The organism is Maribacter aestuarii (assembly GCF_027474845.2).
Classification (GTDB): Bacteria; Bacteroidota; Bacteroidia; order Flavobacteriales; family Flavobacteriaceae; genus Maribacter; species Maribacter aestuarii.
This window is the reverse complement of record NZ_CP107031.2, coordinates 1,233,792-1,248,267: the sequence shown is the minus strand read 5'-3', so window position 1 is coordinate 1,248,267 and position 14,476 is coordinate 1,233,792. Positions and strand designations below refer to the sequence as shown.

Annotated in this window: 8 protein-coding genes; all 8 read right to left on the bottom strand. The window is 39.4% G+C overall.

Going from position 1 to position 14,476, the window contains the following annotated elements; genetic code table 11:
- Positions 1 to 23: 23 nt before the first annotated feature.
- Complete coding sequence (locus N8A89_RS05705) at positions 24 to 953, bottom strand: PorP/SprF family type IX secretion system membrane protein (RefSeq protein ID WP_281541388.1); 930 nt, start codon at positions 951 to 953, stop codon at positions 24 to 26.
- Between the two features lie 3 nt (positions 954 to 956).
- Positions 957 to 7,754 carry a BspA family leucine-rich repeat surface protein gene (locus tag N8A89_RS05700; RefSeq protein WP_281541387.1) on the bottom strand — a complete coding sequence of 2,266 codons (6,798 nt, stop codon included), beginning with the start codon at positions 7,752 to 7,754 and terminating at the stop codon, positions 957 to 959.
- Between the two features lie 119 nt (positions 7,755 to 7,873).
- Positions 7,874 to 9,493: an AraC family transcriptional regulator gene (locus N8A89_RS05695; protein WP_289645059.1), complete on the bottom strand. Its 1,620-nt coding sequence runs from the start codon at positions 9,491 to 9,493 to the stop codon at positions 7,874 to 7,876.
- 49 nt (positions 9,494 to 9,542) lie between these two features.
- The gene (gene argH, locus N8A89_RS05690; protein WP_289645058.1) at positions 9,543 to 10,826 is read right to left on the bottom strand and encodes an argininosuccinate lyase; all 1,284 of its coding nucleotides are present in this window, start codon (positions 10,824 to 10,826) and stop codon (positions 9,543 to 9,545) included.
- Positions 10,827 to 10,901: 75 nt separating this feature from the next.
- The gene (locus N8A89_RS05685) at positions 10,902 to 11,975 is read right to left on the bottom strand and encodes a M20 family metallo-hydrolase (protein ID WP_281541384.1); all 1,074 of its coding nucleotides are present in this window, start codon (positions 11,973 to 11,975) and stop codon (positions 10,902 to 10,904) included.
- Positions 11,972 to 12,751 carry an acetylglutamate kinase gene (gene argB, locus N8A89_RS05680; protein WP_289645057.1) on the bottom strand — a complete coding sequence of 260 codons (780 nt, stop codon included), beginning with the start codon at positions 12,749 to 12,751 and terminating at the stop codon, positions 11,972 to 11,974. Before argB ends, N8A89_RS05685 begins: the two co-directional genes overlap by 4 nt.
- Before the next feature lies 1 nt (position 12,752).
- A complete protein-coding gene (locus N8A89_RS05675) occupies positions 12,753 to 13,502 on the bottom strand; it encodes an SDR family NAD(P)-dependent oxidoreductase (protein ID WP_289645056.1) in 750 nt (249 codons plus the stop codon).
- Position 13,503: 1 nt separating this feature from the next.
- Positions 13,504 to 14,439, bottom strand: coding sequence for a Rossmann-fold NAD(P)-binding domain-containing protein (locus N8A89_RS05670; protein WP_289645055.1), 936 nt, complete (start codon positions 14,437 to 14,439; stop codon positions 13,504 to 13,506).
- Between the last annotated feature and the right edge of the window lie 37 nt (positions 14,440 to 14,476).

The following is a 14,476-nucleotide window of genomic DNA, read 5'->3' as shown; positions in this document are numbered from 1 at the left end:
ATATCCCTAGATTGTAAACTCACCTAGTTTCTAGCATACCCTTCTCCAAAGAGATAATTGATAATGATGCCGTGGGTATTTCCCAAAGGGGAATCATTAAAAGCTAGATTGTAATTATAGATAGCCCTTACGTGATCAAAAAGATAGATGCCAGCTAAAAGGTTAATGGAGGAATTGGTCCTGTAACCGGTTCCTACTTCAAACTTGTTCTTATAGCTCACGGCCACATTAACATCTACTTGTAATGGCGCCCCGTTTTCATACTTCAAAAGCAGGTTCGGTTTAATCATCAGTTCTTCAAATTGATTGGAGAAAAAGCGATAGCCCAGATAACCATAATATGGACTTTGCAAATCCAAATTCTCATCATTGGACGCTAGGGCGTCCCCGAGTATATTGGGTGAAGACAGTCCAACGTAAAAATTGGCTAGATTTAACAGGATACCTACACCTAAAGTGGGTATGGTTGCATCGATATTCTGTGCAAAATTAGGGTCGTTCATAATACCAAGTTCCAATAGTTGGTCTTGGTACTGTTGTACTCCTGGCGATATAGAAAAGGAAAGGGAATTCGGGGTGTATATTTGCCAATAAGGCCTATTGCTTTTGGTATCGAAGAAAATCTTATAGGAGTAAGTGGCAAATGCACTCGTTGAGGTCGTAACACCAATTTCATCTCTTACAAGTCCGGCTCCCAGTCCTATCTTTCCTCTATTAAAAGGACTGTGCAGACTCAGGGCAAAACTTCTTGGGGAACCTTCAAACTGGTTAAAGAAACCTGAATTGCTGAGACTTACTTCCGTGCTTGGAGCGAGTCCCGCAAACGCGGAATTTACTAAGTAGGGATTATAGTTGTATTCTGCGAAGGTTGGTGTTTGTTGTGCCCTTAAACTATATATGGACACAAGAAGGATTAACGCTGTAAAAGCGATTTTTTTATTTATATGCTGCATTTTTTATCGCTTTAATACAAGGAATCCTTGCGTTTTTCTTAGAACGGTTTCACCTTCAATTTGGATATTGAAGAAATAGGTGCCACTGGGAAGTTTGTCTGCACCCATACCGGTTTTCATGTTGGCCGTACCCGAAAATATGTTGGTGGTATTGTCATAATTATCGATTCTAAAAACTAAATCTCCCCATCGGTTATAGATGGTCACGGTATTTTTGGGATTAGATTCGATATCGTCAATAATCCAAGTGTCATTTATTCCGTCCCCATTAGGTGAAATACCATAGCGTGTTTCGTCTGGGGTTTCATCTTCCTCAGTGGTAAAAGTTTCCTCTGTGCAGGTATCGAGACTACCATCGGAATTATAAGGGATAATAGTAACATAATAAGTTGTATTGTAAAATAGTCTCTCCGGAAAGGAATATTCGGTAAGGATACCCACGTCCAGATTATCAAGCACATCCGTGCCTCCTGGATTTGTACCTACGTTTAATTGATACCCATCCGCGTCGGCAACAGCATTCCAAGAAATGGAGGCGAGATCAACTGCAATATTAGATGCACCGTCGACAGGGCTTGAAAGTGTGGTGCAAACAGGTGGTGATGGCGTTTGTGTGACGATGGTGAAAGATTCCGCAACACATCCAGTGGCACTCCCGTCGGCATTGAAGGGAATAATGGTAACAGTTACGGTTTCGCCATTGTCAAAACTATTGGTAAACGGATGTGAAGTTCCGTTTACGACTAAATCGGTCACGTCGTTCGCATTGCTGGAACCTCCATTAACCGTAATTTGGTACCCGTCTGCATTTGTAGCAGCATTCCAAGAAATGGAGGCGAGGTCAACCGCGATATCTGAGGCACCGTCGACAGGACTGGAAAGTGTGGTGCAAACAGGTGGTGATGGCGTATCTGTGACGATGGTGAAAGATTCCGCAACACATCCAGTGGCACTCCCGTCGGCATTGAAAGGAATAATGGTAACCGTTACGGTTTCGCCATTGTCAAAACTATTGGTAAACGGATGTGAAGTTCCGTTTACGACTAAATCGGTCACGTCGTTGGCATTGCTAGAACCTCCATTAACCGTAATTCGGTACCCGTCTGCATTTGTAGCAGCATTCCAAGAAATGGAGGCGAGGTCAACCTCAATATCTGAGGCATCGTCCACAGGGCTGAAAAGTGTGGTACAAATTGGAAATGTACCTGTGTTTGTTATGGTCAATTGAAAAGATTCCTCACTTGAACAAGGGGCAGAGCCATCATAAATAAAAAGTGTGATCGGATAGCTGGGAAAGTCGGCAAAACTGATAACATCGCCCGCATCATATCTTATGCCCCCACCATTTGTTTCTGTGTAGTAGGCTTGTGTTCCAGTTAATTGTGTTCCGGTTATATTAGGTAGTGTATATGAATCTATTTGGTTTTGGTCAGTCAAGTCATTTACGGTAGGTGATGCAATGCCCCCATCCGTAATCGTCCAACCATCAATATTTACCATATTAGTTCTAGCAGCTTCACCTTCACAATATTGACTATTCCCTGCACTAAATAATACGTTTGGTTGCAAGTTTTGGGCATTCCAACCAATTAAAAGTGCATCATAATTTGCGGTTGAAAGGGTTACGTTTTGTAACATATTGGAAGCATTAGTCACACTAGTAACATCCCAACCATCCAGAGGTTGATCATAACTCATATTATTTTGAAACATAAATGCCATATTGGTTACATTACTCATGTCCCAATTGTTTATATTGGAATTGAAAAGTCTACAGGTAGCAAACATAACCGAGGTGTTGGTAACATTAGATAAATCAGGGATATCAGAGAAGTTTCCAGTCAAATTAATACACCCAGTAAAAGCTCTCTCCATTGATGTCCAAGAGTTATTGCCCCATTGTTCAATAGTCAGGATTTTGGCAGAATTGTCTGTAGGTGTTGGATTTCCGTTAGTATTGAAAAAGATTCTAGGAAAATCTCCAGTGATACTTACGGTATATATGTCTGGAGTAATATATGTGTGAGTAGCATTACCCGTTTCACCAGTAGAAATTATACCATCACCCCAATCTACCGTATAATTGTAACCACTCCCTGTAGTAGGAATTGTAATATCTTCATTAGGAATAGTGGTTTGCCATGTGGTTATAAATGCATTACTTGTTGGCGGCGCAGTCGTTTCAATGGTAAAGGTCTCGCTCGAACATCCTGTGGCGTTTACGGTTCCGTTGAAAGGGATAATGGTCACGTTCGCGGTCTCACCGTTGACGAAACCACCTGTAAAGGTGTAACTATTGGTAGTGACCTCAGTATCTGTAACATTGTTATTGGTGGTGCCAGTAATGGTAATCCGGTATCCTGTTGCATCAGTCACGGTATCCCATGTCATTTGTGTAGTACCAATGGGGACATTTGTTGCTGTCGGGCTCGTCAAACTTGTACATGCAGGTGTTATACTAGTAAGAATCAATTCAAAAGATTCTTCACTTGAACAAGGGCCAGAGCCATCATAAATAAAAAGTGTGATTGGATAGCTGGGAAAGTCGGCGAAACTGATAACATCGCCCGCATCATATCTTATGCCCCCACCATTTGTTTCTGTGTAGTAGGCTTCAGCTCCAGTTAATTGACTTCCGGTTATGCTAGGTAGCGTATATGAAGTTACTTGGTTTTGGTCTGCTAGATCGTCAACTGTTGGTCCAGCGACTCCACCATCGGTAATAATCCAACTATCCGAATCAATCATATTTGTTCTGGCGCTAGCACCATCACAATATTGACTACTTCCACCGCTAAATCTAACGTTCGGTTGTAAATTTTGACTGTCCCAACCTATTAACAGCGCATCATAATTGACCGTGGAAAGTGTTACCCCTCCGAACATATTATTCATATCAGTAACATTAGATACGTCCCAATATTCTATGTTTTGATCAAAGTTTATTGCATTGCGAAACATTTGGTTCATATTGGTAACGCTACTAACGATCCAATTTCCAATGTCTTGATTAAAAGCAGTAGCTCCAGAAAACATTACTATCATGCTAGTAACATTACCGGTATTCCATGCATCGCCAAATGGAATTCCAAGCCCCGGTTTATAGCTAATATCTTGATTAAAGGCAGTTGCTCCTAAAAACATCTGATCCATGTTTTGAACATTTGTAACATTCCAGTTGCCAATATCTTGGTTAAAATTTACAGCATTGCCGAACATGGTATTCATATCGGTGACGCGGCTTACATCCCATCTCCCTATATCTTGATTAAAGTTTGTAGCATTAGTAAACATTGCCCCCATGCCAGTCACATTGCTAACATCCCAATCTCCAATATCTTGATTAAATACTGTAGCTCCTTCAAAAACACGGTCCAATGACAAAACATTGCTAACATCCCAAGCCCCTATATCTTGATTAAAACTACTGGCCCTTCTAAATAGGTAACCCATATTGGTGATGCTACTTACGTCCCATTGTGTTATATCGCCATTAAACGATGTAGCATCTGCAAAGGCTTCTGAAATATTGGTGGCGTTGCTTAAATCTGGAATATCAATTACCGGATTATTTATAGTTAACCTACTACAACCCTTGAATGCTTGTGTTAATGCCCGCCATTCTATATCTCCCCATTGTTCAATCGTAAGTATTTTGTCGCGATCAACAGCGGTACCATTAAAATGTATCTGAGGAAAAGTACCCGAAATGCTGACAGTCTGTATTCCTGGTGTTGTAAAGGTATGGGTAATGTCACCGGCCACGTTACTATCCACAACACCGTCTCCCCAATCTACAGTGTAATCATAGATTCCGAAAAATGCTCTAGTAGGTATGGTAATGGTCTCATTGGCCACAGTCGTTTCCCAAGTAGTGATAAAGGGCCTACTGGAAGCTGATGTAGTTATGGTGAAGCTTTCGGTAGTACACCCAGTAGCGTCTCCCACAGCATTATATGGTATTATGGTAACCATAACGGTTTCGCCATTATCAAAGTTATTTGTAAACGGATGGGTGGTTCCATTAACCACAAGGTCTGTAATATCATTCAGATTACTTGTGCTTCCATAAACAGTAATTCGGTAGCCATCTGCATTAGCAGCAGCATTCCAAGAAATAGAAGCAAGGTCTATGCTCACATCTGTAGTTCCGTCTAAAGGAGTGGTTAATGTTGTACAAGTTGGGGGTGTTGGAGCAACCTCAGTAAAGAACGACTCTTCACTACATCCCACGGCGTTTCCTGCCGAGTTGTATGGAACAATTGTCACAAAAATTTCAGCACTTCCCGGAAAATCTAAGGGTAAATCATAGTTGGTTACGTTTCCAACATCAAAAGAATCTCTTATGTCACTTCCCCCAGAGGTTGTGCCAACGGTCAACAAATATCCTTCAACATTTGTAACCGTATTCCAAGAAATATCGGCATCGATTGCAACATTGGTTTCTGTATTAAACGGAGAGGTTATATCTGTACAATTTGGTATGGTTGCACCTGCGGATGGGCTAATAATGCTAAAGCTCTCTTCTGAGCAGGCAGTAGACTCCCCGGTTTCATTGAACGCAATGATATTTACATAAATGGTTTGCCCTTCCTCAAAATCTGTAGGAGGATTATAAAAACTTTCAAAAAAAGTAACGTTATCCAATATATCTGTTCCTCCAGAGGTGGTGCCCATAGAGACAAGGTATCCATCGGCTCTAGCTGCATCGGGCCAATTGATATTGGTGCTAGCAGGCACGTTGGGTTGACCGTTGGCAGGTACTGTTATGGAAGCACAAGCTGGTAAGGCAGGTGATGTACAGGAACTGTTATAGTTAGCTTGAATTTCATAGGCTCCCATATCTATGGTGGTTTGAAAAACCCTCGTATCCCCATTTAAGTCTGTCGTTTCAGTATTATAGGAGTTATTACCTTCATTCACGGTAGGCGAACAGCGTTGTTCTCTAAAATCTGCATTTTCGGGATTTAAAAAAATAGGTGCGTTGGCGGCTAATGTGCCGTTCAGATTTCCTGCGCCTGTTGGATTTTGACCTTTAACGAGTGAATTACGTACTTGAAGATTGGAAATGTTACCATGAAACCCATCTTGAGAAAAATTACTGCCGGACCAAATTATGGAATTTCTGAGTGTAGAAACTAAATCGTTGTTAAAACCTACGCTGACATTCGTATCATCGAAATCCGTTGCAGAAAATGTACTGTTAACGATACGTAATGAAGTATCTCCACCTGAATTTATAAGTTGATGATTTCCATTTTGCATAGTGGAAATCATGTTAGTATTGGTCATTGTTAAATCAACTTGAGCTAAAGCCATAAACCTGGTTCCCGAGCTGTTACCCTCAAAATACTCATTGGTTATAGTTCCAATACCTGCATTGCCTATGTCTACAAAAACATCCCCATAGAACCTATTGTTGCTCAAGTTAAAGTCTGTCATTCGACCAAGGTCGATTGTTCTATTGATATTGTTGGTAAATAGATTTCCCTCAATACGAATACCACCCCCAAGACCTCTTTCCACATAATCAATACTAATAACTCCTGGCCCAACAGAGTGGTTTTTAAAAACGGAATTTGTAATTATTGCTCCGCTACCTGCAAAGGAGTCTATTAGATAGGCTCCAGGAGATGAATTGGCATCAAAAACACAATTGTTAATTAAGAGGTTTGTGTCATAAGAACTATCTATAATACCCTGTTGACTTGAACCCAACGTGCTGTTTTGATAAAATAAGCAATTATCAAATGTGGCGAGGGCATCAGTATCATCGGCTCTAATATCAGCCAAAGCAGCAAAAGTTCCCTGTGCGTGATTGTTTTCAAATCTAGAGTTGGTTACAGTAAATACGGTATCCCAAATTAGAAAAACGGATTTTGGGCCAGTACCGATTATCGAATTTTCTGAAAATATAGAGTTATCTATATCAATTGTGCTGTCCGATGATTGTAGACACGGAGTTCCGTTTTGACCATTATTTTTAGTGAATTCAGCATTCGAAAACGAAACTGCAGAATTGCTTATTAAAAATATAGAACCCGAACTATTTAAAGTATTATTATGAGCTTTAAAATTGGAAATTGTTCCTGTATTTGGAATATCCCTAATGGAGACTATTCTATCAGACGTTGTAAAGTCTCTTATGATGATGTCTGTAAAATCATAATTTGCTACTTCATCATCGATTGATATCGCTCTATTTGTCCCATTTTGAAATATGGTATTTGTGATGCTCAAAGTTGTAATTATCGCGGTGTGAGAAAAAGCCGTTCCAGAAAAATTGGAGAACTTACTATTGTCGATGGAGCATGTAGAGATATCACTATCAATCCTGATTCCATAACTTGAAAATTCTTCAAACTCGACTTGGTCAACAGTTATGTTTGAGCCACTTTCAATAGCGTATCGTGTATTATAAAAACGAATCCCTTCTACAGAAAAATCAGCGCTTGTTCCAACATCAAAAATTCTTAGAAGTAGATTGCTCGGGTCAAAATCTGCCTGTATCTGTGTCGCGTGGATATTAATATTCTGTAAGCCTCCACCTTGAGGATAACCACCTCTAATCATAAGTGGGACAGAAATATCAATTTCACTTTGGGGTTGGTAAATACCCTCGGCGACAAATATTGTATCACCGTTAGCCGCTACATCAACCGCGCTTTGTATATCCTGATATGCTAGTGCCCAACTAGAACCATCACCACCAGGTGCCGCGGATTGATCTACAAATATGTCTGCTGCAAAAGAAAATGAACACCAAAAAGCACAATAAGTTAATAATAGAAATCTAAGCATACGAATTAATAATCTGGTTATTGCTTACAGCTAACGCAATGTTACTATTGTAAATTGCCCAACACGTACCAACCTAGTGAGTGGAACCTCTTTTTTTATTTTTTCGTTGTTTTTGCGGCTTAAGAAGAAAGCTTTTTCTTGTAATCTGATGGAGTCATTCCAGTATGTGCTTTAAAAACCCTGTTGAAAGAGGTTTTACTTTTGAATCCGGAATCAAAACCAAAAGCTAAGATTTTAGAGTCTCTATTTCCATCATTCTCCATAAGTTTTTGGGCTTCTAGCACTCTGTAAGAATTAATAAAATTATAAAAATTTTGACCAAAACCTTTATTCAGCAATTCTGATAAATGATTACTGCTAAGTCCTATTTGATTAGCTAAATCTAATTGTGATAATTCACTATTCAAATAAAGTTTTTCAATATTCATGAGATTTAATAATTGCTGTTTATAATTGGTAAAGTCTTCTTTGCTTAAAGAAGAATTTTTATAAACTGCTATTTTAGATTTTTGAAAACCATCTAAAGGATTGATAGGAGTTTTATTTTTAGATTCAAAGTTTGCTTTTAAGGAAAGAAATTGTCTACGTAAAAGTTCTTCTTCTTTCAGGGAGCGTTTTCTAAAAACATAGAATAATATGGAAACTATTATCAGAAAACTGGCAAATAAACCAATCCATAGTAAAAGTCGATTCTCGGCTTTTAGTAAACTTTCAATTTTAGATTCATTAGTTTTTATAATATTTTTTTGTAAAGAAATATCCTTTTCTAAATCTAGCTTTGTGGCTGATTGTCTGTTTTCCAAAAGTTTATTTTTTAATGTCAAGTATTTTTCAGTTGCTTTATTTGCCCTTGAGTTATCATTGTTTACAGTATATATTTCTGCTAAATGTTTGTAACAATCTATCTCTATCTCTAAAAGACCTTTACTGGCAGCTAAATTCTTTGCATCTTCTAAATATTTTATAGACTGCGTTGTGTTTCCTAACTTTTGCTCTGAAACTCCAAGATTAATGAGTAACCAAGCTCGCTCTTTAGTCTGATTCTTACTAGATGGTAAGTCTAATGCACTTTTGCTTGTTTCAATGGCTTTTTCGTAATTCCCTTGCTTTTGATAGGAGTCACTAATATTACTAAGAGCTGTTAAGACAATAGATTCATTCTCAATACGCTCTCCGAGTTCCTTGGATTTCAAATGATACTCTAAGGACTTTTCATCATCTCCTAAACGTTCGTAATTATTTGCTAAACCATTTAAAGCAGCTGCTCTTATTTTCGGATTTTCTTCGAATGTATCTAACATGGAAAGAACATTTTCCATAGTGCTAATGGCCTTTTCATAGGATTTGATTTTGGTATACAGATTCCCCAGGTTAACTAAAATTATAATCTTAGTTCTATAATCTTTAGGTATCAAATCTGTTAGTGAAAGGGCATTTCTATAGAGTAGAATTGACTTGTCTTGCTCCCCTTGGTTATTGAAATAAACAGCTTGGTTAACCATACCCAAAATTTGGAATTTTACAAGTTGGTTCTCTTTGGCAAAAACGAAAAGGGAGTCGCTATAAATTTTGTGAGCTTCATAAGCTCCTTTTTTATATTCTTCCTGAAGTTTTTTTAAGTAAAAATCTGCTTGCGCTTGCTTAGAACCAATGGTGTCTTTTTGAGAAGTATGGTATTTTCCTGAATAGGTTTTGATGGATAGAATTAAGAAAAAGACTAAAGGAATGATTTTTCGCATTACGGGGAAACAAGAATTTAGTGTATCTTAAATATATTGGGCAACTGTTTTAATTCCAAACTTTTTTCATCTTTTCCTTAATCTCTTTCAAACATAAATTCCCCAAACTGCCTTCATGTGTATGGTGGATATCCCGTTTGGGTTTGAAACTCCCGTCATCAATCTCTTTACCCATTTTTTTATAGGCATCACGAAAAGGCATTCCGGATAATACAAGTTCATTTAGCGTATCTACGCTAAAGAGGTAATCGTATTTTGGGTCCTCTAGAATTTCGGTATTTACCTTAATTTCCTTTAAGCTGAAAGTCATGATTTCCAAACAAGCCTTCATGTCCTGAATTGCTGGCAGCATGATTTCCTTGACCAATTGCATATCGCGATGGTATCCACTGGGTAGGTTGTTGATGACCATAGTAAGCTGGTTTGGAATGGATTGCAATTTGTTGCATTTGCCCCTGACCAATTCAAAAACATCCGGATTTTTTTTATGAGGCATTATGCTGCTACCGGTAGTCAATTCATCAGGAAAAGAAATAAAATTAAAATTTTGGCTCATGTAAAGACAAATGTCCATTGCCATTTTAGAAAGGGTGGCGGCTATGCTGGCCATGCCAAAGGCCGTAGCTTTTTCTACTTTTCCACGGCCCATTTGGGCGGCAACGACATTATATTTTAGGGCTGCGAAACCCATCTCCTTGGTCGTATAATCCCGATCGATAGGAAATGAACTTCCATAACCGGCCGCACTTCCCAGAGGATTCTGGTCAGCCACTTTGTATGCCGCATCGATAAAATATAAATCGTCTATGAGACTCTCTGCATAGGCTGAAAACCACAACCCGAACGAGGATGGCATAGCGATTTGTAAATGGGTGTACCCGGGTAACAATACAGATTGATGTTTTTCCGCAAGATTCATGAGTAAATCAAAAAGCGACTTGGTCAGATTTTTAATGTTCGTTAATTCATCTTTTAGGTACAGGTGCATGGCGACCAAAACTTGATCGTTCCTAGACCGTGCCGTATGTATCTTTTTTCCGGTATCCCCAAGTTTTTCGGTTAGGATGAATTCTAATTTTGAGTGCATATCTTCAAAAGAATCCTCGATAGTGAATTCTCCTTTTTCTATGGATAATCCAATGGCATTTAGTTCTTTTACTAAATCGTTAGTTTCAGTGTCTTTTAGCAATCCGATTTCACCCAGCATTTTGGCATGTGATTTTGAGGCGATAACGTCGTACTTTGCCAAATGCAAATCGAGCTCTCTATCATTGCCTACAGTGAAGTGGTCTATTTTTTTATCGGTGCTAAAGCCTTTGTCCCAAAGTTTCATAGTATCAAATTCAATTTCAAACCTCAAGTTCAAATACAATGCTATAGATTTTGTATTTGATACTTGTTTTAGTGTTTAGTTCTTTAGAAATCCATTAAGTATTTTAAAATACAAATCAATCCCCTCCTCTATTTCATGTATGTAAATATACTCATCTGCGGAATGGGAGCGGGTACTGTCACCGGGACCTAATTTTAAGGATTGACAGGTCAATGCCGCCTGATCGGACAACGTAGGGGAGCCATATGTCTTTCTTCCCAAAGCGATGCCTGATTGAACCAGACTATGTTCTTTATCAATTTTAGAGGAATTCAAATTCAATCCTCTTTCTTGCAGTTCGCAAGGGGCTTCAGATTTTAGCAAATCAGCTATTTCTTGGTTCGTATACGCGTCGTTCACCCGTACATCGATTACCAGTTCCACCTGTGAAGGCACAACATTATGTTGGCTTCCCGCATTGATTTGTGTTACTGTCATCTTTACATCACCCAAAGCTTCTGAGGTTTTTTGGAATTTGTAGTTTTTAAACCATTCCAAGACTTCAATGGTATTGTATATGGAGTTATCATTATTGGGGTGCGCAGCATGGGACGGAGTCCCTTTTACAACACCGTCGAATACGATTAATCCCTTTTCGGCAATGGCTAAATCCATAAGTGTAGGTTCCCCCACGATTGCCACATCAATTTTTGGAAGACTTGGTAACAATCCTCTTAGGCTATTTTCACCGGCACTCTCTTCTTCCATGGAGGCGACCATAAGAATATTGTGGTTCATATTTTCTTTTGCGTAGAAATGGGTAAAAGTTGCGATAAGGGAAACCAAACTACCTCCGGCATCGTTACTCCCCAACCCGTAAAGCTTCCCATCTTGTATATGTGGATGAAAAGGGTCTTTGGTATAGGCCTTATTGGGTTTAACCGTATCATGATGCGAATTAAGAAGAAGGGTAGGTTTGTTCTCATCCCAGTGTTTGTTCTTGGCGAAGACGTTGTTATGAATACGTTCAAAAGGAATGTTATATTCCTTAAACCAATCTTGTATAGCGTCAGCGGTTTTATCCTCTTCCGATGAAAACGATTGAATTGAAATCAATTTTTTTAGGAGTTCGATGGCTTTTTCCGTCAATATTTTTTGGGTTGTCATCATAGGGTGATTGTGGTGTATAAATCCGTTTTTTCATCCAGCATGGTTATGGCCCCGATACAGACTTTGTTTACGTTTCTATTTAAGGCGTAAAAGCAATTTTCCATTTTTGGAAGCATACCGTCAGCAATTACCTTTTCGTCCAGAAGTTTTTGATAGGTTTCTGAGTTGATGTTTTTTACTACGGAGTCATCATCCTTTACATCCAACAGAACACCCTTTTTTTCAAAGCAATAGTAAAGGGTGGTATCATATAATTGGCCCATACCACTAGCAATTTCAGATGCAATCGTATCTGCATTCGTATTTAAGATCTGTCCTTTACCATCATGCGTTAAAGCACAGAAAACGGGGGTTAGTCCTGCTTTCAACAAATTAGAAATAGTCTTGGTGTTTACGCCATCAACATCACCTGCAAAACCATAATCAATATCTTTTACAGGGCGCTTGTGCGCTTGAATCGTATTCCCGTCAGCCCCGCTAAGACCAATGGCGTTGCAAGCATGCGCTTGCAGTTGGGCAACAATATTCTTGTTCGTTAAACCGCCGTAGACCATGGTGATTACTTCAAGGCTTTCAGCATCGGTAATTCTTCGGCCACCTGTCATCTTAGGTTCAATACCCATTTTATTCAATATCTCAGAGGCTTTTTTTCCACCGCCATGAACCAATATTTTTGAACCTTTCAAAGTTGCAAAAAGCTCTAAAAACACAGCTAGCTCTTCCGTATTCTCAATGACATTACCTCCTATTTTTACTATGGATAATTTTTCTTTCATATTATACATTTAGGATACCGCCATCTATGGTCATTGCTGTGCTCGTAATCCATGAAGCATCCGCCGAAACCATGAACAATGCTAATTTGGCTATGTCCTCAGGCGTTCCTAACCGGTTCAACAGCGTAGCCTTTTCCGCATTTTCAATAGCCTTTTCGGGTTCATCAAATGCTTTAGCGGATTCCCATAACAATGGCGTGTCTACGGGTCCTGGACAAATGGCATTGACCCTAACTTCCGGCGCATATTCTACCGCCATTTGCTTCATTAAGGCGACAGAAGCTGCTTTAGAAGCACAATAGGCTGGATGATTTGGAAAACTTTTGAACGCCGCTATGGAAGCATTAATTAGCAGGGTGCCATGAGACCGTTTTAAATGAGGAATACTGTATTTTGATAAATAAAAAATAGCGCTCAGATTGGTGTTTAAAGTCGAATGCCAATCTGATGGCGATAAACTCACAACGTCACCTAGACCCAAGATGCCGGCGTTAATGGATACGATATCCAATTTGCCGAAATTTTCAATAGAAAGTTCAACGAGTTGTTCGTTATACTCAACTTCGCTAACGTCACCCGCTAGGAACACCGAATTCGTCAGTTCTTTTGCCAAGCTTTGACCACGTTCCGTATTTCTTCCGGATAGCACCAATTTAGCCCCTTGCGCATGAAAAGTTTTGGCAATCGCCTTACCCATGCCGCTCGTCGCGCCGGTTACAATACAGACTTTATCCATTAGCTTCAAGCTCATCCTATTTTTTTTCCAATATTTTTTTCAAAACAATTTGTGCGGCATAGGTTCTATTATTTGCCTGCTCAATAACCAGACTTTTACCATTGTCTAGCACTCCATCGGTTACAACTACATTTCTTCGCACAGGTAAACAATGCATAAATTTTGCTTTTCCCAATTTTTCTTCCGTCATCATCCAATCAGAATCTTTGTGTAGGATTTTTCCATAATCCAAATAGCTGCTCCAGTTTTTCACGTAGACGAAATCTGCGTTTTTTAATGCCTCATCTTGGTCATATTCAATAGTGCTATTTTTCGTAATTTCTATATTAAGTTCATAGCCCTTTGGATGGGTTATGACAAAATCGGCATCTTGGAGTTGCATCATCTCAACAAAAGAATTCGCCACAGCATGGGGCAATGCTTTGGGATGTGGTGCCCAGGAAAGTACAACTTTGGGCCGTGTTTTGGTACGATGCTCAGCTATGGTGATGGCATCGGCAAGAGCCTGTAAGGGATGGCCAATGGAGCTTTCCATATTTACTATGGGGACACTGGCGTAATTTACAAAGCCATTTAGCACTTCTTCAGCCTCATCTTTTTCCTTGTCTTGCAATCCTGCAAAAGCACGGATAGCGATAATATCCGCGTATTGTGAAACTACTTGTGCAGCCTCCTTAATATGCTCCGATGTTCCTTGGTCCATAATTGTCCCATCTTCGTATTCCAATGCCCAGCCTTCACTACCAAAATTCATGACCATGACCTCCATCCCAAGGTTTATGGCTGCTTTTTGGGTACTCAAACGCGTCCGTAAGCTGTTATTGAAGAATAGGAGACAGAGGGTCTTTCCCTTACCGATGGATTCATTTTGCCTTGGGTTGTTTTTTTGAAGCCTGGCTTCCTTAACCCAATTGGGTAGCGAATCTATGTCCTCTATGGATAGGTAGTTCATAATTACGGTTTAGAATGAGAAGTAAAAAACACTTGCC

Coding starts and splice junctions, on each gene's coding strand:
- N8A89_RS05705 (WP_281541388.1), bottom strand. CDS start 953: ATGCAGCATATAAATAAAAAAATCGCTTTTACAGCGTTAATCCTTCTT.
- N8A89_RS05700 (WP_281541387.1), bottom strand. CDS start 7,754: ATGCTTAGATTTCTATTATTAACTTATTGTGCTTTTTGGTGTTCATTT.
- N8A89_RS05695 (WP_289645059.1), bottom strand. CDS start 9,493: ATGCGAAAAATCATTCCTTTAGTCTTTTTCTTAATTCTATCCATCAAA.
- argH (WP_289645058.1), bottom strand. CDS start 10,826: ATGAAACTTTGGGACAAAGGCTTTAGCACCGATAAAAAAATAGACCAC.
- N8A89_RS05685 (WP_281541384.1), bottom strand. CDS start 11,975: ATGATGACAACCCAAAAAATATTGACGGAAAAAGCCATCGAACTCCTA.
- argB (WP_289645057.1), bottom strand. CDS start 12,751: ATGAAAGAAAAATTATCCATAGTAAAAATAGGAGGTAATGTCATTGAG.
- N8A89_RS05675 (WP_289645056.1), bottom strand. CDS start 13,502: ATGAGCTTGAAGCTAATGGATAAAGTCTGTATTGTAACCGGCGCGACG.
- N8A89_RS05670 (WP_289645055.1), bottom strand. CDS start 14,439: ATGAACTACCTATCCATAGAGGACATAGATTCGCTACCCAATTGGGTT.